Raw genomic sequence first — 19,524 nt, 5'->3', positions numbered from 1 at the left:
CGCCGAACAGGCCGGACCAGGGGGCGGCCCCGAACAGGCCGCATCAGGGGGCGGCCCGCCGAACAGGCCGCATCAGGAAGCGGTGCCGGACGCCGCGAAGCCGGCCCGGTCGGCCGGACTTCCCGAGTGCGGCCGAGTGCGGCCCGGTCGGCCGGACTTCCCGAGTGCGGCCGAGTGCGGCCCGGTCGGCCGGACTTCCCGAGGGGCCGCCCGTCACGGCGGCCCCTATCGTGGGCCCATGGCGACGCTTCCCCCGGCACACCGCCCGCCCGGACCACGCGGGCACGGACGCGAGATCCACACCCTCGCCGAGTTCGACGCGGCGCTCGCCCGCCCCGGCTCGCTCGCCGGACAGCGGATCCAGTCGGTCGACCTCACCGGCCGGACCTTCGCCCTGCTCACCGCCGCCACCGCCGAGGCCGTCTTCCTCGGCTGCCCCATGGAGCCGGAGGCCGCCGCCAAGGTCCGCGCCGACGGGGCCCTCGTCTTCCCGCCCGTCCCCGAACTGCCCTTCGACCCCTACCGGGCCAGGCTCTACACCCCCGAGGAGCTCTTCGCGGGGATCGCCGAGACCGGGTACGAGTCGACGCCCGACTTCCTCGCGTACGCGTGGTTCGGCCGGACCAGGGCCGACGGCGACATCCTCTCCTCGATACTCCGCTCCCTCCACGACGACGCCGTCTCCGACGCCCTCGACGAACACCTCGACGGGGCCCCGGTCGTCGGCGTCATGGGCGGGCATGCGATGGGCCGGGGCACCGAGGCGTACGCGGGCGCCGCCCGGCTCGGCATGTCCCTGGCCCGCGCCGGGCTCACCGTGGCGACCGGCGGCGGACCGGGCGCGATGGAGGCCGCGAACCTCGGCGCGTACCTGGCGCGTTTCGACGACGACGCCCTGGCGGGGGCGCTCGACCTCCTCTCCGAGGCCCCGTCGTTCACCCCCTCGGTGACGGACTGGGCCCGGGCGGCCTTCGCGGTACGGGCGATGTGGCCGGACGGCGGGGACTCGGTCGGCATCCCCACCTGGTTCTACGGCCACGAGCCGCCGAACCCCTTCGCCGGCCACATCGCCAAGTACTTCGCCAACGCCACCCGGGAGGACGGCCTGCTCGCCCGCTCGACGGCGGGCATCGTCTTCCTGCCGGGCGCGGCGGGCACGGTCCAGGAGATCTTCGACAACGCGACCCCGAACTACTACGGCTCCCGGGGCGCCCCGACCCCGATGATCCTGGTCAACCGCGCCCACTGGACCACCCACCTCCCGGCCTGGCCCCTCCTGGAGACCCTCGCCGCCGGCCGCCCGATGGCGACCCGGATCGCCCTGGTGGACTCGATCGACGAGGCCCCGGAGGCGCTGAAACGCCTGGGGACGTAGCGGAGCCGCCGGGGCGCCCACCCCCGTTGTGGGCGGCGCCCGCCCCGTTGTGGGCAATCGTTCCGCTGGGGCGGAACGGGTGGGCACAACGGACCCGCGCCCTGCCGGCGCCCGAGGCTCCCGCGCCCGAACCCGCACCGGCAGCGCGCCGCAGCGGTGGTGCGGGTCCAGGCGCGGAACGCGGAGGCGCCGCTGAAGGGCGCCGTCCCGTGTGCCCACCCGTCCCGCCCCAGCGGGACGATTGCCCACACGGCAGCGGGGCGACGCCCAGCCGGGCGCGGGGCCACACGGGGCGGGGCGAAGCCCCGGGCGGAGGGCGCCGCCCGCACGGGCGCGGGGCGCGGGCCCGCAACGGGCTGGGCGTCGCGCCAGTCGGGCGTCACTTGCGCCAGAAGAGGTGGTGCGTCACCTTGCCGCCCGGGCTCGGCACCACGTCGCAGTGGAAGCGGTCGTACAGCTCCTCGGGGGACTCCCAGAGCCGTGACCCGGAGCCCAGCTTCACCGGTGAGACCGCGACGTGCAGGGTGTCGACGAGGTCGGCGTCCAGGAATTCCCGGATCGTGGCGGCGCCGCCGCCGAGGCGGACGTCCTTCCCCTGGGCCGCCTCCTTCGCCTGCGCGAGCACCGTCGCCGGGTCCGCGTCGACGAAGTGGAACGTCGTGTCGGAGAGCGTGAACGACGGGCGCGGATGGTGGGTCAGCACGAACACCGGTGTGCGGAACGGCGGCTCGTCGCCCCACCAGCCGCGCCAGTCCTCGTTCTCCCAAGGCCCGCGCAGGGGCGAGAACTTGTTGCGGCCCATGATCTCGGCACCGATGTTCCGCGCGTAGTCCCGCGTCAGGTAGTCGTCGAGGCCCCGGCTGCCGCCCGGGTCGGTCCGCATCGGCCAGCTCGCGGTGGCCCCGGCCCAGGAGAACATCTCCCCGGGCTCCGCGTGCCCGAACGGCCGCTCCAGGCTCTGGCCCTCACCGGCGCCGAATCCGTCGGACGAGACGTTGAAGTTCTGAACTCTGAGCAACTGGCCCACGGTCTGCCTCCCGCATGGTCGAAAAAACGACGAACACCAAGGAGACTCCACCGGCCGCGAAAACTCATCGCACCTCTACGGGATGTCGTCCCCCAGCACCACCACGTCCTCCGCCCGGAACTCCACGCCCACCCCGGCGCCCTCCTCCGGTGCCTCCCGCAGCGGGATCTCGGCCTCCAGGGCGGGCCCCTCGGCCGGGCGGAGCCGTACGAGGACCTGGCTGCCCCGGAAGGTCCGGGACTCCACCGTCCAGACGGGACGCGACTCCACGAGCCGTACTCCGCCCGGGCGGACGAGGAGCCGCCGCTCCCCCTCCGGCGAGCCGTCCGGGACCGGGACCTTGCCCCACACGGTCTGCGCGACCGTCCCCGTCACCCGTGCCGTCACCACGTTGTCGAAGCCGAGGAAGCGCGCCACGAACTCCGACGCGGGCCGCCGCCACACCTCGTCCGGCGCACCCGACTGGGCGATCCGCCCGTCCCGCATGACCACGAGCCGGTCGGCGAGCGCGAAGGCCTCGCCCTGGTCGTGGGTGACGGCGAGGACCGTCGTCCCGAGCCGCCCGAAGAGCTGCCGCAGCTCCACGACGAGCCGCTCCCGCAGTCCCCGGTCGAGCTGGCCGAGCGGCTCGTCGAGCATCAGGAGCCGGGGCCGGGGCGCCAGGGCGCGGGCGAGCGCCACCCGCTGCTGCTCGCCGCCGGAGAGCGCGGCGACGGAGCGCCGCTCGGCGCCCGGGAGGCCGACGAGGTCGAGCAGCTCCCGCACCCGCTCCGCCTGCTCGGCCTTCCCCGCGCCCCGCATGCGCAGCCCGAAGGCGACGTTGCCGCCGACGTCCCGCTGCGGGAACAGCTGGTGGTCCTGGAACATGAGGCCGACGCCCCGCCGGTGCACCGGCACCCCGGCCTGGTCGGCGTCGCCGAGCAGCACCCGGCCCCCGTCGAGCGGCTGGAGCCCTGCGACGGCCCGCAGCATCGTGGACTTGCCGCTGCCGCTGGGGCCGAGCACGCACACGATCTCGTGCTCGGCGACCTCCAGGTCCACGGCGTCGAGCACGGCCCGCTGACCGAACCGTACGGTCGCGTCCTCGATCGAAAGCATCAGAACTCCCCGGAGGTCCGGTCGGTGCGGAGCCGTTCGAGCAGCAGCAGGGACACCGCGCACACCACCATCAGAATCGTCGAGAGGGCCATCGCCTGGCCGTAGTTGAGCTCGCCTGGCCGGCCGAGCAGCCGGGCCACCGCCACCGGCAGCGTCGGGCTCTCGGGCCGGGCGATGAAGACGGTCGCCCCGAACTCGCCGAGCGACACCGCGAACGCGAACCCGGCCGCGATGAGCAGCGCCCGCCGCACCAGCGGCAGGTCCACCTCCCGCCAGGCCCGCCACGGCGAGGCGCCGAGCACGGCCGCCGCCTCCCGCAGCCGCTCGTCCACCGCGCGCAGCACCGGCAGCATCGTGCGTACGACGAAGGGGACGCCGACCAGGGCCTGGGCGAGCGGTACGAGGATCCAGCTGGCCCGCAGGTCGAACGGCGGCTCGTCGAGGGTGATGAGGAAGCCGAAGCCGACGGTCACGGCGGAGACCCCGAGCGGCAGCATGAGCAGCGCGTCGAAGCCCCGTACGAGCCGTCCGGCCCGCCGCCGGGTGAGCGCCGCCGCCGCGAGTCCGCCGATCACCACGGCGATGGCGGTGGCGGCCACCGCGTACCGCAGCGAGTTCCCGATGGCCTCCAGGGGCGGGACGAGGAAGGTCCCGGCCTCGTCGAGCGAGCCGAGCGCCCGGTAGTAGCGCAGCCCGTACCCGTCCGGCCCGGCGAAGGACCGCTCCACGAGCACGCCGAGCGGCAGCAGGATCAGCAGCGCCACCGAGACGAGGACACCCGTGAGCAGTGCCCACTGCCCGGCGCCGCGCGGCCGGCGCGCGGTCGACTCCGGGGCCACGAGCCGCAGCGCGGTCTCCCGCCTCCGTACCGTCCAGGCGTGCACGCCGAGGATCGCGCCCACGGCCGCGAACTGCACGAGCGTGAGCACGGCGGCCGTCTGCAGGTCGAGCAGCCGGGCGGTCTGCCGGTAGATCTCGGCCTCGAGGGTGGTGTACGCGTCCCCGCCGAGGATCTGCACGACGCCGAAGGAGGTGAAGGTGAAGAGGAAGACCATCAGGGCGGCCGCCGCCACCGCCGGCGCCAGCGCGGGCAGCGTCACCGTCCGCCAGGCCGTCCAGCGGGAGGCGCCGAGGACCCGGGCGGCCTCCTCCTGGCGGGGGTCGAGCTGCGACCAGAGGCCGCCGACGGTCCGGACGACGACCGCGTAGTTGAAGAAGACGTGTGCGAGGAGGATCGCCCACACGCTGGTGTCGAGCCGCAGCCCCCACAGCTCGTCGGTGAGCCCGTTCCGGCCGACGAGCGCCAGGAACGCCGTGCCGACGAGGACGGTCGGCAGCACGAACGGCACGGTGACGACGGCCCTCAGCACGCTCTTGCCGGGGAAGTCGAAGCGGGCGAAGACGTACGCCCCGGGCAGCGCGACCAGGAGGGTGAGGCCGGTGGAGGCGAGCGCCTGCCACACGGTGAAGCCGAGCACGTCGAGGATGTCCGGCCGCGACAGGGTCGCCCCGACCCGGCCGAGGTCCCACGCCCCGGCGGGCCTGAGTCCCCGGTCCACGATGGACACGACGGGCCAGGCGAAGAAGACCCCGAAGAACGCGACGGGCAGGGCCATGAACCCCAGCCGCGTCGCGCTCCCCCGGACGTCTCGCCTTGCTCCAGGACGCCTTGCTTCAGGACGCCTTACTTCAGGACGAGCGACGACCACTGCTGGATCCACGGGTCACGCTTCTCGGCGATCTTCTCGGGCGCCATGGTCTCCGGCTTGTCGATCACCACGCCGTGCTTGGTGAACAGCTCCGGCAGGGCCGCGTCCTTCGCCACCGGGTTGACGAACATCTGGAGCGGCATGTCCTCCTGGAACTTCTTGGAGATCAGGAAGTCGATCAGCGCCTTGCCGCCCTCGGGGTTCTTCGCGCCGTTCAGCAGGCCCGCGAACTCGATCTGGCGGAAGCAGGTCCCGGTGGAGACGCCGGTGGGCGCCACCTTCGGCTGCGGCTCGCCGTACAGCACCTCGGCCGGCGGGCTGGAGGCGTACGACACGACGAGCGGACGGTCGGCCTTGGCCTGCTTGCCGCCGGCCGAGCCGGAGAACTCCTGGTTGTAGGCGAGCTCCCAGCTGTCGACGGTCTTCACGCCGTTGGCCTTGAGCTTCTTCCAGTAGTCCTGCCAGCCCTCGTCGCCGTACTTGGCGGCCGTGCCGAGGAGGAAGCCGAGGCCCGGGGAGGACAGCTCGGGGTTCTCCACCACGAGGAGGTTCTTGTACGCCGGCTTCACGAGGTCGTCGAAGGTCTGCGGCGGCGCCAGCTTCTTGTCGGCGAAGTACTTCTTGTCGTAGTTGACGCAGATGTCGCCGGAGTCGATCGGGGTGACCCGGTGCTCCTTGTCGAGCTGGTACGCCGCCGGGACCCGGTCCAGGCCCTTCGCCTCGTACGGGACGAAGATCCCGTTGTCGAGGGCGCGGGAGAGCAGCGTGTTGTCGACGCCGAAGAAGACGTCGCCCTGCGGGGAGCCCTTGGTCAGGATCTCCTTGTTGACGGCCTCGCCGGCGTCGCCGCTCTTCAGCACCTTGACCGTGAAACCGGTCTGCTTGGTGAAGTCGGCGAGGACTTCCTTGGAGGCGTTGAACGAGTCGTGGCTCACCAGCGTCACCGTCTTCGGCGCGGGCTGGTCGGTCTTGCCGGCCGCGCCCCGCGCGTCGTCGGTGCCGCACGCGGCGAGGCTCGTGACGCCGAGTGCCGCGACGAGCGCGGTGGCGGCGGCCTTCTTGATGCTCACTGGATTCCTCCTGGGTATGACCAGGAAGAGACGCGGCCCTGCCCACGTCCGGCGGACCGGACGCGGGCAGGGCGCAACAGCTTGAGTTACGACCGAACTTCCTACCCAGAATGACCTGGGCGAGGTTCAGAGGGTCTGCGGTCTACGGTTACCGCACTCTCAGCGCTGTGGCGCTCCCCTGTCGGAATATGGAGATGTGTTCGAGCTCAGACTACAAGGTCAGCGCTCGGCGGCCGCGAGCTGTCCACAGGCGCCGTCGATCTCCTGACCGCGGGTGTCCCGGACGGTCACCGGCACGCCGTGGCGGGCGATCGCCTCGACGAAGGCCTTCTCGTCCTCCGGGCGGGAGGCCGTCCACTTCGAGCCGGGCGTCGGGTTCAGCGGGATCAGGTTGACGTGCACCCGCTTGCCCTTGAGCAGCTTGCCGAGCAGGTCGCCGCGCCAGGCCTGGTCGTTGATGTCCCGGATGAGGGCGTACTCGATGGAGATCCGGCGCCCGGACTTCTCCGCGTACTCCCAGGCCGCGTCGAGGACCTCGCGGACCTTCCAGCGCGTGTTGACGGGCACGAGGGTGTCGCGGAGCTCGTCGTCGGGCGCGTGCAGCGAGACGGCGAGGCGGCACTTGAAGCCCTCGTCGGCGAAGCGCAGCATCGCGGGGACGAGGCCGACGGTGGAGACGGTGATGCCGCGCTGCGAGAGCCCGAGCCCGTCCGGCTCGGGGTCGGTCAGCCGCCGGATGGCGCCGACGACCCGCTTGTAGTTGGCGAGCGGCTCGCCCATGCCCATGAACACGATGTTGGAGAGCCGCGCCGGTCCCCCGGGCACCTCCCCGTCGCGCAGGGCCCGCATGCCGTCCACGATCTGGTGCACGATCTCGGCGGTCGACAGGTTCCGGTCGAGGCCCGCCTGCCCGGTCGCGCAGAACGGGCAGTTCATCCCGCAGCCGGCCTGCGAGGAGATGCACATGGTCACCCGGTCGGGGTAGCGCATGAGCACCGACTCCACGAGCGTGCCGTCGTGCAGCTTCCACAGGGTCTTGCGGGTGGTGTCGTCGTCGCACGAGATGTGCCGCACCACGGACATCAGGTCGGGCAGCAGCTCCCCGGCCAGCTTCTCCCGCGAGGCGGCCGGGATGTCGGTCCACTCGGCGGGGTCGTGCGCGTACCGCGCGAAGTAGTGCGTGGACAGCTGCTTGGCGCGGAACGGCTTCTCGCCGATCGCGGCGACGGCCTCCTTCCGCTCGGCGGGCGAGAGGTCGGCCAGGTGCCGCGGCGGCTTCTTGGCTCCGCGGGGGGCGACGAAAGTGAGTTCTCCGGGCTTCGGCATGGTGATACCAGTGTCGCAGAGATACGAGGAAGGGCCCGCCGCCCTGTGGACAACGAGCCCTTCCGTACAAAACTCCTGCTCAGGCGGTGCCTACGAACAGGGCCATCAGCAGCCACACCACCGGCGCCGTCGGCAGCAGGGAGTCCAGGCGGTCCATGATGCCGCCGTGCCCCGGCAGCAGCGTGCCCATGTCCTTGATGCCCAGGTCGCGCTTGATCATGGACTCGCCGAGGTCGCCGAGCGTCGCGCTCGCCGCCACCGCCAGACCGAGGATCAGGCCCTGCCACCAGACGCCGTCGTCGATCATGAACTGCATGCACAGCGCGCCCGCCCCCATCGCGAACGTCACCGCGCCGACCAGACCCTCCCGGGTCTTGCCGGGGCTGATCCGCGGGGCCAGCTTGTGCTTGCCGAAGCGCCAGCCGATCGCGTACGCCCCGGTGTCGCTGACCACGGTCAGGATCAGGAAGGTCAGCACCCGCTGCGGCCCGTCGTCCGCGGTCAGCAGCAGCGCCACGAACGTCGCCAGGAACGGCACGTAGAACGCGGCGAAGACCCCCGCCGTGACGTCCTTCAGGTAGCCCTCGGGAGGCTCCGTCATCCGCCAGACGAGCACCGCGAGCGCCGTCAGGGCCATCGCCACCCAGGCGCCCTCGGCGCCCCGGACGTAGCCGGCGACGACCATCGCCGCGCCGCCGACCGCGAGCGGGACCAGCGGAGCCTTGATCGCCTTGCGCTCCTGGAGGCGGGAGGTGAGCTCCCAGAGGCCGACGACCACGGCGACCGCTATCACCCCGACGAACGCCGGCTTCCAGATGAACAGCGACGCGATGATGACGGCGCCGAGGCCGACCCCGACCCCTATGGCCGCGCCCAGGTCACGGCCCGCGCTCTTCTTCTGCCGGGGCGCCGACGAGGGCGCGGGCGGCGGAGGCGGGGTGGGGCTGGACATGGGCTCCTGCGGGTGCTCGTGCGGCGTCTCGTCACGGAACAGGGGACCGCTCGGGTGAGCGGCCCCCCGGCCGTGACCGTCCTGGAATCCGCCGGCGGGAACGTCGGGCACGATGGGCATGGGCCGAGTCTGCGCCGCCTGCTGCCGATCGTATGCGGGACCCGCCGGGGCAGGCCCCTGGTCGGGTCCGCCGAGGCCTGAACCGGCCGGCGCCCCCCAGGAAGAGTCGTTCATCAGACCTCGAGCAGCTCGGCTTCCTTGTGCTTGAGCAGCTCGTCCACCTGCGCGACGTACTTCGCGGTGGTGTCGTCGAGCTCCTTCTCGGCGCGGCGGCCCTCGTCCTCGCCGACCTCGCCGTCCTTGACGAACTTGTCGATGGTCTCCTTGGCCTTGCGGCGGACCGAGCGGATCGAGATCTTCGAGTCCTCGGCCTTGCCCTTGGCGACCTTGATGTACTCCCGGCGGCGCTCCTCGGTCAGCTCGGGGAACACCACGCGGATGATGTTGCCGTCGTTGCTCGGGTTGACCCCGAGGTCCGAGTCCCGGATCGCCTGCTCGATGTTGCGCAGGGCGCTCTTGTCGAACGGCGTCACCACGGCCATGCGCGGCTCCGGGACGGAGAAGGACGCCAGCTGGTTGATGGGGGTGATGGCACCGTAGTAGTCGGCCACGATCTTGTTGAACATCGCCGGGTGCGCACGGCCGGTGCGGATCGCGGCGAAGTCCTCCTTGGCGACCACGACGGCCTTCTCCATCTTCTCCTCGGCCTCGAGGAGGGTCTCTTCGATCACCACTTGCTCCTGCGTGTCGTCGCGTTGTGTCCTGCACGGTGTACGACCGGCAGGGCTCTGTCCATCCCCTTGCGGGGCGGTTCCCCGGTTCGGGTCAGGCCCGGGTGCCCTGGTCGCTCACGAGCGTGCCGATCTTCTCACCCTTCACCGCGCGAGCGATATTGCCCTCGGTGAGCAGTTCGAAGACGAGGATCGGGAGGTTGTTGTCCCGGCACAGGGTGATGGCGGTGGCGTCGGCGACCTTGAGATCGCGGGAGAGCACCTCGCCGTACTCGAGGGCGTCGAACTTGACCGCGTCGGGGTTCTTCTTCGGGTCGGAGTCGTAGACGCCGTCCACGCCGTTCTTGCCCATGAGCAGGGCCTCGGCGTCGATCTCCAGGGCGCGCTGGGCGGCGGTGGTGTCCGTGGAGAAGTACGGCATGCCCATGCCCGCACCGAAGATGACCACGCGGCCCTTCTCCAGGTGCCGCACGGCGCGCAGCGGGATGTACGGCTCGGCGACCTGGCCCATGGTGATGGCGGTCTGGACGCGGGAGTCGATGCCCTCCTTCTCCAGGAAGTCCTGGAGCGCGAGGCAGTTCATCACGGTGCCGAGCATGCCCATGTAGTCGGAGCGGGCCCGGTCCATGCCGCGCTGCTGGAGCTCGGCGCCGCGGAAGAAGTTGCCCCCGCCGATCACGATCGCGATCTCCGCGCCGTCGCGGACGACGGCCGCGATCTCACGCGCGATGGCGTGCACGACATCGGGGTCGACGCCCAGGCCGGTACCGCCGGAGAAAGCTTCTCCGGACAGCTTCAGCATGTAGCGGCCGGCCTTCTTGCCGTTGTTGTCGTCGCCCTGTACGGCGCCCTGGTTCATGGAGATCTCCTCGTGCACATACGAAGGAGGCCATTGCCTTGGGTCCTCTCGGTATCCCGTGCGGCAATGGCCTCCTCGTCAGATCTGCGGTCGTCCTGCGCGGGCGCGGACGACTGCTTCAGACCCTACCGGGGTCCGGCGTCCGTCGCGTTCGCGTACGGACTCAGATGCCGACCTTGATGCGGGTGAAGCGCTTCAGGGTGACACCGGCCTCGTCCAGGACCTTCTGGACGGACTTCTTGTTGTCGAGGGCGTACGGCTGGCCGAGCAGCGTGGCGTCCTTGAAGAAGCCGTTGACGCGACCCTCGACGATCTTGGCGATCGCGGCCTCGGGCTTGCCCTCGGCGCGGGTGGTCTCCTCGGCGATGCGACGCTCGGACTCGACGACCTCGGCCGGAATGTCTTCCTTGGTGAGGTACTTCGGCGCGAAGGCGGCGATGTGCTGGGCGACACCCTTGGCGACGTCGGCGTCGGCCTTGTCGAACTCGACGAGGACACCGATCTGCGGCGGCAGGTCGGGCATCGTGCGGTGCATGTACGCGTACACGAAGCCGTCGGCGTACTGCGCGAAGCGGTCCAGGACGATCTTCTCGCCGAGGTTGGCGTTGGCCTCGTCGACGAACGCCTGCACGGTCTTGCCGGGCTCGATCTCGGAGGCGAGCAGCGCCTCGATGTCGGCCGGGGCGGTGGCGGCGACGTGCTTGGCCAGCTCGGCGGCGACGGCCTGGAACTTCTCGCCCTTGGCGACGAAGTCCGTCTCGCACTTCAGCTCGACGAGGACGCCGGAGGTGTTGTCGTCGGCGATGAGGGAGACCACGGCGCCGTTCTCGGCAGAGCGGCCCTCGCGCTTGGCGACGCCCTTCTGGCCCTTGATACGGAGCGCCTCGACGGCCTTGTCGACGTTGCCGTCGGCCTCGTCCAGGGCCTTCTTGCAGTCCATCATGCCGGCGCCGGTGAGCTCGCGGAGCTTCTTGACGTCAGCGGCGGTGTAGTTCGCCATGAGTCTGTTTCTCTCTCGAAGTCTGAAAGATCGGGCGGGTCCACGGGTGGACGGCGGGGGCTTCGTGGGCCCCCGCCGTCGTCACCCGAAGGTCCTGAAGGGTCAGGCCTGCTCGGCGTCCGCGGCCGGAGCCTCGGCGGCGGCCTCGGCCGGAGCGGCCTCGGCGGCGGGGGCCTCGACAGCCTCGTCAGCCTTCTTCTCGCCCTCGAGGAGGTCGCGCTCCCACTCGGCGAGGGGCTCGCCGGCGGCCTTCTCGCCCGGCTTCGAGTCGCCGGTCGCGGCGCCGGAGCGGGCGATGAGGCCCTCGGCGACGGCGTCGGCGATCACGCGGGTGAGCAGGGTGACGGAGCGGATCGCGTCGTCGTTGCCCGGGATCTTGTAGTCGACCTCGTCGGGGTCGCAGTTGGTGTCGAGGATCGCGACGACCGGGATGTGGAGCTTGCGCGCCTCACCGACGGCGATGTGCTCCTTCTTGGTGTCGACGATCCAGACGGCGCTCGGCACCTTCTGCATCTCGCGGATACCACCGAGGGTCTTCTCCAGCTTGGCCTTCTCGCGGGAGAGGACCAGGAGCTCCTTCTTGGTGAGACCCGAGGCGGCGACGTCCTCGAAGTCGATCTGCTCGAGCTCCTTGAGGCGCTGCAGACGCTTGTAGACGGTGGAGAAGTTGGTGAGCATGCCACCGAGCCAACGCTGGTTGACGTACGGCATGCCGACACGCGTCGCCTGCTCGGCGATGGCCTCCTGGGCCTGCTTCTTCGTACCGACGAACATGATGGAGCCGCCGTGCGCGACGGTCTCCTTGACGAACTCGTAGGCGCGGTCGATGTACGACAGCGACTGGAGCAGGTCGATGATGTAGATGCCGTTGCGCTCGGTGAAGATGAAGCGCTTCATCTTCGGGTTCCAGCGACGGGTCTGGTGACCGAAGTGGACGCCGCTCTCCAGCAGCTCCCGCATCGTGACGACGGCCATGGCCATCTCCTTGGTTTTCTCGGTTTTGTGTTCCTGACGCCCCGGCGCGCCATGCCCCAGAGGGACCGAAAGGCGCTGCCACCCGCCTGAGAGACAGGTGGCGGGGCGTGCGAAGTCGACCCGGTGACCCGAGTCGCCATAGGAAGTGTACGGGACCCCGGGAGCGCTGGGTGACGGCGCTGTCCACAACCGGCGAGTAGTCCACAGATACCGTCGGTTACCGGAACGAACCGAACACCCGGGAAACCCTTCCCTCATGCATCTGTTCACCCTGCTCGCGACCCTGACCCTCCTCTGGCCGGTGGGCCCGCCCCCGCCGGAGATCCTCCGCGGCTGGCAGCCCCCGCCCGGCCCGTACGCAGCGGGTCATCGCGGCGTGGACCTCGCCGCGCCTCCGGGCACCCCGGTGCTCGCCCCGGCGGCGGGCACGGTCACGTTCGCCGGCCCGGTGGGCGGCCGCGGCGCCGTCACCCTCACCCTGCCGGGCACGGGTGCTCCCCCGCTCCGCACGACCTTCACCCCGGTGACCCCGCTGGTCCCCCGGGGCACCCGGGTCGCACCGGGCACCCCGATCGCCGAGGTCACGGAGAGCCCCCACTGCCCTCGGTCCTGCCTCCACTGGGGCCTCCTGAGGGGCGAGATCTATCTGAACCCGCTCCTGCTGACGAGAAGGCCGCCGTCCCGGCTGCTCCCGCTCGCCGGTGGCTAGGCCGAGGGGCCGGCCACTCCGTGGAGTGCCATGGTGACCGCTGCTTCGGCGATGGCCGTGGGGTCCTCGGCCGCGCCGAGCTCGATGCGGCGGACGGCGGCGTCGACGACGCCCTGGAGGAGCATGGCGCCCAGGCGGGGCTCGGGCTGGCCCAGGGCGGCGAGGGCTTCGACGATCATGGCGACGAGGCCGCCGTGGGCCGCGCGGATCTTCTCGCGGGCGCCGTCGTCGAGCTCGCTCGCCGAGATGGCGACGACGGCCCGGTGGCGGCGGTCCCCGACGAGGTCCAGCTGCGTGCGGACGTACGCCTCGACCTTGCCGTGGGGCGTGTCGGCGCCGGCCATGGCGGCCTCGACCTCGGCGGCCCAGACGGGGAAGTCGACGGCGCACAGTTCTTCGACGACGGCGGCGCGGGACCGGAAGTACTCGTAGACCGACGAGCGGGCGAGGCCGGTGCGCTCGGCGAGGGCGGGGAAGGTCAGCGCCTCCGTACCGCCCTCGGACAGCAGGGAACGCGCGGCGTCCAGGAGGGCGCCGCGCTGCATGGTCCGGTGCTCGGCCACCGAGGCCGCTCGAATCCTGGGCACGGCTCCACTGTACGACCGGCCCGCAAGCCTCAGCGGCCGACGTCGGCCAGCTTGGCGCGGAGCTGGAGGACGGACTTGGTGTGGATCTGGCTGACCCGGCTCTCGGTGACGCCGAGGACGTGGCCGATCTCGGCGAGGGTCAGGCCCTCGTAGTAGTAGAGCGTGACGACGGTCTTCTCGCGCTCGGGGAGCGTGTTGATGGCGCGGGCGAGCAGCCGACGCAGCTCGCGGTCCTCGGCGACCTCGACGGGGTTGTCGGCGGCGGTGTCCTCGAGGGTGTCCATGAGGGAGAGCCGGTCGCCGCCCTCGCCGCCGACGTGCAGCAGCTCTTCCAGGGCGACCACGTTCGCCAGGGACAACTGGCTGAAAACCGCGTGCAGTTCCTCCAGCGTGATCTCCATCTCCGCGGCGACCTCGCTCTCGGAGGGGGTCCGGCGGAGCTGGGCTTCGAGGGTGGCGTAGGCGCGCTCGACGTTGCGGGCCTTCTGGCGGACGGAGCGCGGGATCCAGTCCAGGGCGCGGAGTTCGTCGATCATGGCGCCGCGGATGCGGGTGATCGCGTACGTCTCGAACTTGATCGCCCGCTCGACGTCGAACTTCTCGATGGCGTCGATGAGGCCGAAGACGCCGGAGGAGACGAAGTCGGCCTGTTCCACGTTGGACGGCAGCCCCACGCTGACCCGTCCGGCGACGTATTTGACGAGCGGCGAGTAGTGCAGGATCAGCTGCTCCCGCAGCCGCTCGTCGCCGGTGTCCTTGTACGAGCGCCACAGCTCGTCGAGCGAGGTCGGTGCGGGTGGTCGCACGGTGCCCCGGGCTGCTGGGGGCACCGCAGCGCGGTCAGACCCGGAGGTGTGCTGGGGCATGCGTTGCCTTGAGCCGTTCTGCCGTCGGGTGCGTCGGGGTGGGTGTCCTGAGGGGTGTCCTGGAGGGAATCCTGGTGAGCGTAGCGTGAGTGCGCTGTCGCGGTGCGCGAACATCGGTGGATCGCGCCGCTCCGGGTGGACGCCGTCGGCCACATCTTCGAACCGGGGCCGTGGCGCGCGTCGGCCCCTCGGATGCGACCGAGAGAACTCGGTTGTTCATCCCCATCACCTTTTCACCCGAATGCCCCAGGTCAAGTACCGCCTCGCCGCGCGTTCGACGCTTCTGTCGCCGTGTTCGTCAACTGCCATCCCTCCCCGTGCCGTTCGACGAAGCCGAGTGAGTGGAGTTCGTACAGCTTGGCGAGGGTGTCGTCCGGGGTGGTTCCGGCGCGGCGGGCGATGACGGTGGTGGGCGTGGGGCCGCGGGCGGGGACCGCTTCGAGAATGTGTGCGGTGGCGGGGGCGAGGAGGTCGCGGGGCAGGACGGGGCCCCGGCGCGCGGGGGCGAGCTGTCCGATGTCCCCGACGAGCTCGATGATCTCGTCGGCGTCGGTGACGAGGGTGGCGTCGCCGCGCAGCAGCTCGTGGACGCCGGCGGAGAGGGCGCTGGTGACGGGGCCGGGGACGCCCATGGTGTGGCGGCCGAGGCGCCCGGCGGCGCGTGCGGTGACGAGGGAGCCGCTGCGGTGCTGGGCCTCGACGACGACCGTTCCCCGGGTGAGGGCGGCGATGACGCGGTTGCGGAGGATGAAGCGGCTGGGGGTGGGGTGGCTGTCGGGTGGCAACTCGCCGATGACGAGGCCCTGTTCCGCGACGCGCCGGATGAGCCGGTCGTGGCCGCGGGGGTACGGGGTGTCGACGCCGCAGGCGAGGACGGCGACGGTGGCTCCGCCGGCGGCGAGGGCGCCCCGGTGGGCGGCGCCGTCGATGCCGTAGGCGGCTCCGGAGACGACGACCCAGCCCTGTCGGCTGAGGCCGGCGGCGAGGTCGGTGGCGGTGTGGGCGCCGTACGGGGTGCAGGCGCGGGCGCCGACGAGGGCGACGGAGCGCAGGGCCCAGGTGCGGAGGTCGGCCGGGCCGCGGACCCAGAGGCCGATGGGGCGGGCGTCGCCGAGGTCGTCGAGTTGACGTGGCCATTCGGTGTCGCCGGGGACGAGGAAGCGGCCGCCGAGGCCGTGGACGGTGTCGAGGTCGTGGCCGGGGCGGGCGGCGATGGCCCGTTGTCGCCAGGAGGCGATGCGTTTGGCTCCGGTGCCGGGGAAGGCTCCGAGGTCCTCCCCGGTGTGGAGGAGGCGGTCGAGGAAGCCGGTGGCGCCGTACTGGCGGAGCCAGCGGCCGGCGTGTTCGTCGCCGGGCTCGACGGCGCGGCTGAGGGTCGCGCGGGCCAGGTGCTCGTCCGTGGGCACGGGTGTGGTGGTCATGCGCACTCCCCCGCTCCGACGGGCACGCCGCGGGCGACGCCGGTGCGCAGTTCGAGGGCGAGGGCGATGTCCTGGCTGTCGGGCCGGTCGTGGCCGGTCAGGTCGGCGACGGTCCAGGCGACGCGGAGGACGCGGTCGAGGCCGCGGGCGGTGAGCAGTCCGCGTTCGATGTCGCGTTCGGCGGTGGCGAGGGCGCCGGGTGCGGCGAGGTAGCGGGTGCGCAGCTCGTGTCCGGGGATCTCGCTGTTCACCCTCCAGGGGGTACCGGCGAGGCGTGCGGCGGCGCGGGCCCGGGCTTCGTGGACGCGGGCGGCGACGGTGGCGGTGGTCTCGCCCCGGCCGCCCTGTCCGAGGAGGTCGGCGCGGGTGACGGGTTCGACCTCCACGCGGAGGTCGACGCGGTCGAGCAGGGGTCCGGAGAGTCGTGCCTGGTAGCGGCGGATGACGGAGGCGGGGCATTCGCAGCCGGCGCCGTACAGGGTGTGCCGTCCGCAGGGGCAGGGGTTGGCGGCGAGGGCGAGGAGGAAGCGGGCGGGGAGGCGGACGACGCCGGCGGCGCGGGCGATGACGACGTGCCCGGATTCGAGGGGCTGGCGGAGCGCGTCGAGGGCCTTGCCGGAGAACTCGGGAGCCTCGTCGAGGAAAAGTACGCCTCGATGGGCGAGCGAGACGGCGCCGGGCCTGGGAAGGCCGTTCCCGCCGCCGACGAGGGACTGCATGGTGGCGGAGTGGTGGGGTGCGCAGTAGGGGGCGCGGCGGACGAGGGGTTCGCCAGGCGGGAGGATGCCGCCGACGGAGTGGACGGCGGTGACCTCCAGGGACTCCTGCCGGGTGAGGGGCGGGAGGATGCCGGGGAGGCGCTCGGCCAGCATGGTCTTTCCGGCGCCCGGTGGGCCGGAGAGGAGCAGGTGGTGGCTGCCCGCGGCGGCGATCTCCAGGGCGAGGCGGGCCCGGTGCTGGCCTGCGACGTCGGCGAGGTCGGGTCCTTCGGCGGGGTCGGCGGCGAGTCCGGTGCCGATCCCGGCGCCGGGGACGAGGAGTCCGGCGAGCATGGAGTCGGGCCGGCCTTCCTCGGCGGCCTCCTCGTCGGGGACGGGTTCGTCGGCGAGGACGGCGATCAGCTGGCGGAGGCTGCGGACGCCGAGGACGGAGACGCCGGGCACGAGGGAGGCCTCGCCCGCGGTCTGTTCGGGGACGACGACCTGGCTGTACCCGGCGTCGGCGGCGGCGAGGACGGCGGGCAGGACGCCGCGGACGGGCCGGACGCGCCCGTCGAGGCCGAGTTCGCCGATGAGGACGAGGTCGGCGATGGCCCGCGGGTCGATCCGCTCGGCGGCGCCGAGGACGGCCGCGGCCACGGCCAGGTCGAATCCCGAGCCGCCCTTCGGGACGGATGCCGGGCTGAGGCCGACGGTCAGCTTCTTCTGGGGCCATTCGGCGCCGGAGTTGACGACGGCGGCGCGGACCCGGTCGCGGCTCTCGCTGAGGCTCTTGTCGGGGAGGCCGACGAGGGTGAAGGCGGCGACGCCGGGTTCGAGGTCGGCCTGGACCTCGACGACGACGCCTTCGACGCCGACGAGGGCGACGGAGCAGGTGCGGGCGAATCCCATCAGGCCACCCCCTGGGCGTGGGTGAGGACGGGGGCGCCCTTGCGCGGCAGGACGATGCCGACGAGGTCGATGCGGACGCCGCCGGCGGGGGCCGGGCTGTCGCTGCGGTCGAGCCAGCAGTCGGCGAGGCGGCGGAGCCGCTCGGCCTTGCGCGGTGTGACGGCGGCCATCGGGTGTTCGTAGTGGCCGTCGCGTCGGGTCTTGACCTCGCAGATGACGAGGGTGTCGCCGTCGCGGGCGACGATGTCGATCTCGCCGGTCCGGCCGCAGCGCCAGTTGCGGGCGAGGATGTGCATGCCGGTCGCGGTGAGCCGGCGGGTCGCCAGCTCCTCCCCGTACCGTCCGAGGGCTTGGGTCCTGTTCATGCGGTACCACCTCCGTCACCGACTGTGACGGAGTGCGGCGGACCGCGTGCGGCGCTGTGGACGGGCGGGAGGCTGTGGAAAACTCCCTCACTCCTGGGAGTGAGGGCCGAGTCAGCTGCCGGGCAGTTCGAGGTCGCTCTTGTTGAGCTCCTCGATGTTCACGTCCTTGAAGGTCAGGACGCGGACCTGCTTGACGAACCTGGCGGGCCTGTACATGTCCCAGACCCAGGCGTCGGCCATGCTGACCTCGAAGAAGACCTCGCCCTGCACCGAGTGCACCTGCATCTCGTAGTCGTTGGTGAGGTAGAAGCGCCGCTCGGTCTCGATCACGTATTTGAACAGCCCGACGACGTCGCGGTACTCCCGGTAGAGCTTCAGCTCCATCTCGGTCTCGTACTTCTCGAGGTCCTCGGCGCTCATGGCATGTTCCCCTTCAGCCGTGCGTCCCCCTATTGTGCGCCAGTCGTACGCGCCCCTAAACGATTTCCGGGGCGAGAACCACCGGTGCACTCGGAGGTCCCTCGTCGAGCAGCGTGCGCAGCAGCTCGGCGAGCCTGGTCGGGTACACCGTCTCACGGGCCGCCGACAGTTCGGCGGAGGTCCACCATCTCAGGCCCGCGAGGCTGCGGGTCTCCAGTTCCGTGAGGGCCTGCGGCCGGGGCGCGGCCTCGGTCCCACGGGTGCGGGCCAGGTAGTACCACTCGTCCTGGTCATAGCGGCGCCCGTCGAAGGGGAAGGAGCAGAACCGCTTCCAGAGCACGGGGCCGAGGTCGACCTCGGTGATGCCGGTCTCCTCCGCGAGTTCGCGCAGCGCCGCCTCCTCCCGGGTCTCGTCGCCCTCCAGGCCGCCGCCCGGGGTGAACCACCAGGTGTCGGCCGGGTCCTCGGGCTCGTAGCCGTGCAGGAGCAGGATGCGGTCGTCGGGATCGAGCAGCACGACCCGCGCGACCTGTCGCGCGACGAGCCCCGCTCCCGCAGCCGTGTCCGTGTCCGTCATGCCCCCACCTTCTCCCGTACGCCCGGTCGCGGCCCCTCGGGCCGGCGGCGGGTCAGGCGGCGCGCCACCGGACCGTACGCGGAGCCCACGAGGATCAGCGCGGTGCCGGCCGTGATCGCCGTGAGGAGCTCCTTGAACGGTCCCGGTCGCGAGCCGCCGCCCGGGAGTCCGGCGAAGCCCGTGGCGGGCTCCAGGAGACCCTTGGCGGGCCAGACGACGGCGTCGACCCTGCCGACGACCATGGAGCGGGGCACGGAGCCCTGTCCGGCGTCCTCCAGGTGCGTACGGGAGTCGAGCGAGACGTTCCGGTCGTCGCCGAGGAGGAAGAGGCTGTCCTTGGGGACGGTCACGGAGAACTCCTGCCCCGAGGCGACGGTCCGGCCGTCGGCCCCGGGCCGCAGGTACGGCTCGACGACGGGCGTGCCGTTCACGGTGAGCCGCCCGTCGCGGTCGCAGCAGGCGACGGTGTCGCCGCCGACGCCGGCGACGCGCTTGACCATGGGCGAGGCGCCCCACAGGGGGTCCTTGAAGACGACGACGTCACCGCGCCGCACCTCGTCCCCGTCGATCCGCTCGGCGAGGATCTTGGACCCGACGTCGATGGTCGGGGTCATGGAGTCGGTGGGGACGGTGAACGGCTGGTAGAGCACGGCTCCCCAGACGAATCCGCCGAGGAAGAGCACACAGCCGACGGCCACGGCCAGCCCCGACAGCACGCTGCCGAGGCGGCCGTGGCCGCCCTTGGTCCGTATGGTTCCGCTCATGTGCGCACCCCGTAGGTCTGTCG

The 19,524-nt window shown here is 71.9% G+C and carries 20 protein-coding genes; 2 read left to right on the top strand and 18 right to left on the bottom strand.

What is annotated here, in order from left to right; all coding sequences use genetic code 11:
• Positions 1–238: 238 nt before the first annotated feature.
• Entirely contained in the window at positions 239–1,375 is a 1,137-nt protein-coding gene (locus SVTN_RS27310; protein WP_041131478.1) for an LOG family protein, read from the top strand.
• A gap of 379 nt (positions 1,376–1,754) precedes the next feature.
• On the opposite strand, the gene SVTN_RS27305 is transcribed toward SVTN_RS27310, so the two are convergent.
• The 10 genes from SVTN_RS27305 to rpsB all read right to left on the bottom strand — a co-directional run bounded on the left by SVTN_RS27305 (position 1,755) and on the right by rpsB (position 12,182).
• Positions 1,755–2,402, bottom strand: a complete 648-nt coding sequence (locus SVTN_RS27305; RefSeq protein ID WP_041131477.1) for a dihydrofolate reductase family protein — start codon at positions 2,400–2,402, stop codon at positions 1,755–1,757.
• 75 nt (positions 2,403–2,477) lie between these two features.
• Positions 2,478–3,500, bottom strand: a complete 1,023-nt coding sequence (locus SVTN_RS27300) for an ABC transporter ATP-binding protein (protein WP_041131476.1) — start codon at positions 3,498–3,500, stop codon at positions 2,478–2,480.
• Positions 3,500–5,116, bottom strand: a complete 1,617-nt coding sequence (locus SVTN_RS27295; protein ID WP_041131475.1) for an ABC transporter permease — start codon at positions 5,114–5,116, stop codon at positions 3,500–3,502. Before SVTN_RS27295 ends, SVTN_RS27300 begins: the two co-directional genes overlap by 1 nt.
• 68 nt (positions 5,117–5,184) lie before the next feature.
• Positions 5,185–6,279 carry a thiamine ABC transporter substrate-binding protein gene (locus SVTN_RS27290; protein ID WP_041131474.1) on the bottom strand — a complete coding sequence of 365 codons (1,095 nt, stop codon included), beginning with the start codon at positions 6,277–6,279 and terminating at the stop codon, positions 5,185–5,187.
• Positions 6,280–6,498: 219 nt separating this feature from the next.
• Complete coding sequence (gene rlmN / locus SVTN_RS27285) at positions 6,499–7,605, bottom strand: dual-specificity RNA methyltransferase RlmN (protein WP_041131473.1); 1,107 nt, start codon at positions 7,603–7,605, stop codon at positions 6,499–6,501.
• A gap of 79 nt (positions 7,606–7,684) precedes the next feature.
• Entirely contained in the window at positions 7,685–8,791 is a 1,107-nt protein-coding gene (locus tag SVTN_RS27280) for a phosphatidate cytidylyltransferase (RefSeq protein WP_041131472.1), read from the bottom strand.
• Positions 8,791–9,348: a ribosome recycling factor gene (gene frr, locus SVTN_RS27275; RefSeq protein ID WP_030690629.1), complete on the bottom strand. Its 558-nt coding sequence runs from the start codon at positions 9,346–9,348 to the stop codon at positions 8,791–8,793. Before frr ends, SVTN_RS27280 begins: the two co-directional genes overlap by 1 nt.
• A gap of 94 nt (positions 9,349–9,442) precedes the next feature.
• Positions 9,443–10,207 carry a UMP kinase gene (pyrH, locus tag SVTN_RS27270; RefSeq protein ID WP_041134288.1) on the bottom strand — a complete coding sequence of 255 codons (765 nt, stop codon included), beginning with the start codon at positions 10,205–10,207 and terminating at the stop codon, positions 9,443–9,445.
• 163 nt (positions 10,208–10,370) lie between these two features.
• A complete protein-coding gene (gene tsf, locus SVTN_RS27265) occupies positions 10,371–11,207 on the bottom strand; it encodes a translation elongation factor Ts (protein WP_041131471.1) in 837 nt (278 codons plus the stop codon).
• Positions 11,208–11,309: 102 nt separating this feature from the next.
• The gene (gene rpsB / locus SVTN_RS27260) at positions 11,310–12,182 is read right to left on the bottom strand and encodes a 30S ribosomal protein S2 (RefSeq protein WP_041134287.1); all 873 of its coding nucleotides are present in this window, start codon (positions 12,180–12,182) and stop codon (positions 11,310–11,312) included.
• 256 nt (positions 12,183–12,438) lie between these two features.
• Here rpsB and SVTN_RS27255 point away from each other — a divergent pair, with 256 nt between their 5' ends.
• The gene (locus tag SVTN_RS27255) at positions 12,439–12,891 is read left to right on the top strand and encodes a murein hydrolase activator EnvC family protein (RefSeq protein WP_041131470.1); all 453 of its coding nucleotides are present in this window, start codon (positions 12,439–12,441) and stop codon (positions 12,889–12,891) included.
• On the opposite strand, the gene SVTN_RS27250 is transcribed toward SVTN_RS27255, so the two are convergent.
• From SVTN_RS27250 to lepB, 8 genes are all read right to left on the bottom strand, one after another.
• Positions 12,888–13,454, bottom strand: coding sequence for a TetR/AcrR family transcriptional regulator (locus SVTN_RS27250; protein ID WP_041131469.1), 567 nt, complete (start codon positions 13,452–13,454; stop codon positions 12,888–12,890). The two genes, SVTN_RS27255 and SVTN_RS27250, sit on opposite strands and share 4 nt — an antisense overlap.
• Before the next feature lie 53 nt (positions 13,455–13,507).
• Positions 13,508–14,344 carry an RNA polymerase sigma factor WhiG gene (gene whiG, locus SVTN_RS27245; RefSeq protein WP_041131468.1) on the bottom strand — a complete coding sequence of 279 codons (837 nt, stop codon included), beginning with the start codon at positions 14,342–14,344 and terminating at the stop codon, positions 13,508–13,510.
• Between the two features lie 251 nt (positions 14,345–14,595).
• Positions 14,596–15,765 carry a DNA-processing protein DprA gene (gene dprA / locus SVTN_RS27240; protein ID WP_041131467.1) on the bottom strand — a complete coding sequence of 390 codons (1,170 nt, stop codon included), beginning with the start codon at positions 15,763–15,765 and terminating at the stop codon, positions 14,596–14,598.
• On the bottom strand, positions 15,762–17,375 hold the full coding sequence (locus tag SVTN_RS27235; RefSeq protein WP_041131466.1) for a YifB family Mg chelatase-like AAA ATPase: 1,614 nt from the start codon (positions 17,373–17,375) through the stop codon (positions 15,762–15,764). Before SVTN_RS27235 ends, dprA begins: the two co-directional genes overlap by 4 nt.
• Entirely contained in the window at positions 17,375–17,740 is a 366-nt protein-coding gene (locus tag SVTN_RS27230) for a YraN family protein (protein ID WP_041131465.1), read from the bottom strand. The genes SVTN_RS27235 and SVTN_RS27230 overlap by 1 nt, the downstream gene beginning before the upstream one ends.
• 111 nt (positions 17,741–17,851) lie before the next feature.
• A complete protein-coding gene (locus SVTN_RS27225) occupies positions 17,852–18,160 on the bottom strand; it encodes a DUF2469 domain-containing protein (RefSeq protein ID WP_005311352.1) in 309 nt (102 codons plus the stop codon).
• Positions 18,161–18,215: 55 nt separating this feature from the next.
• On the bottom strand, positions 18,216–18,737 hold the full coding sequence (locus tag SVTN_RS27220) for an NUDIX hydrolase (protein ID WP_052499322.1): 522 nt from the start codon (positions 18,735–18,737) through the stop codon (positions 18,216–18,218).
• Positions 18,734–19,501 carry a signal peptidase I gene (gene lepB, locus SVTN_RS27215; protein WP_041131464.1) on the bottom strand — a complete coding sequence of 256 codons (768 nt, stop codon included), beginning with the start codon at positions 19,499–19,501 and terminating at the stop codon, positions 18,734–18,736. Before lepB ends, SVTN_RS27220 begins: the two co-directional genes overlap by 4 nt.
• Positions 19,502–19,524 lie beyond the last annotated feature (23 nt).

Origin of the sequence: Streptomyces vietnamensis, from assembly GCF_000830005.1 — a bacterium.
Lineage (GTDB): Bacteria > Actinomycetota > Actinomycetes > Streptomycetales > Streptomycetaceae > Streptomyces > Streptomyces vietnamensis.
This window is presented reverse-complemented; position numbering and strand designations above follow the sequence as displayed.

What these genes read in the sequence shown, in the direction of transcription:
- SVTN_RS27235 (WP_041131466.1), bottom strand. Translation starts at nt 17,375, where the DNA reads ATGGGATTCGCCCGCACCTGCTCCGTCGCCCTCGTCGGCGTCGAAGGC.
- rlmN (WP_041131473.1), bottom strand. Translation starts at nt 7,605, where the DNA reads ATGCCGAAGCCCGGAGAACTCACTTTCGTCGCCCCCCGCGGAGCCAAG.
- whiG (WP_041131468.1), bottom strand. Translation starts at nt 14,344, where the DNA reads ATGCCCCAGCACACCTCCGGGTCTGACCGCGCTGCGGTGCCCCCAGCA.
- tsf (WP_041131471.1), bottom strand. Translation starts at nt 11,207, where the DNA reads ATGGCGAACTACACCGCCGCTGACGTCAAGAAGCTCCGCGAGCTCACC.
- rpsB (WP_041134287.1), bottom strand. Translation starts at nt 12,182, where the DNA reads ATGGCCGTCGTCACGATGCGGGAGCTGCTGGAGAGCGGCGTCCACTTC.
- SVTN_RS27225 (WP_005311352.1), bottom strand. Translation starts at nt 18,160, where the DNA reads ATGAGCGCCGAGGACCTCGAGAAGTACGAGACCGAGATGGAGCTGAAG.
- SVTN_RS27255 (WP_041131470.1), top strand. Translation starts at nt 12,439, where the DNA reads ATGCATCTGTTCACCCTGCTCGCGACCCTGACCCTCCTCTGGCCGGTG.
- SVTN_RS27220 (WP_052499322.1), bottom strand. Translation starts at nt 18,737, where the DNA reads ATGACGGACACGGACACGGCTGCGGGAGCGGGGCTCGTCGCGCGACAG.
- SVTN_RS27300 (WP_041131476.1), bottom strand. Translation starts at nt 3,500, where the DNA reads ATGCTTTCGATCGAGGACGCGACCGTACGGTTCGGTCAGCGGGCCGTG.
- SVTN_RS27295 (WP_041131475.1), bottom strand. Translation starts at nt 5,116, where the DNA reads ATGGCCCTGCCCGTCGCGTTCTTCGGGGTCTTCTTCGCCTGGCCCGTC.
- SVTN_RS27310 (WP_041131478.1), top strand. Translation starts at nt 239, where the DNA reads ATGGCGACGCTTCCCCCGGCACACCGCCCGCCCGGACCACGCGGGCAC.
- SVTN_RS27280 (WP_041131472.1), bottom strand. Translation starts at nt 8,791, where the DNA reads ATGAACGACTCTTCCTGGGGGGCGCCGGCCGGTTCAGGCCTCGGCGGA.
- SVTN_RS27230 (WP_041131465.1), bottom strand. Translation starts at nt 17,740, where the DNA reads ATGAACAGGACCCAAGCCCTCGGACGGTACGGGGAGGAGCTGGCGACC.
- lepB (WP_041131464.1), bottom strand. Translation starts at nt 19,501, where the DNA reads ATGAGCGGAACCATACGGACCAAGGGCGGCCACGGCCGCCTCGGCAGC.
- dprA (WP_041131467.1), bottom strand. Translation starts at nt 15,765, where the DNA reads ATGACCACCACACCCGTGCCCACGGACGAGCACCTGGCCCGCGCGACC.
- pyrH (WP_041134288.1), bottom strand. Translation starts at nt 10,207, where the DNA reads ATGAACCAGGGCGCCGTACAGGGCGACGACAACAACGGCAAGAAGGCC.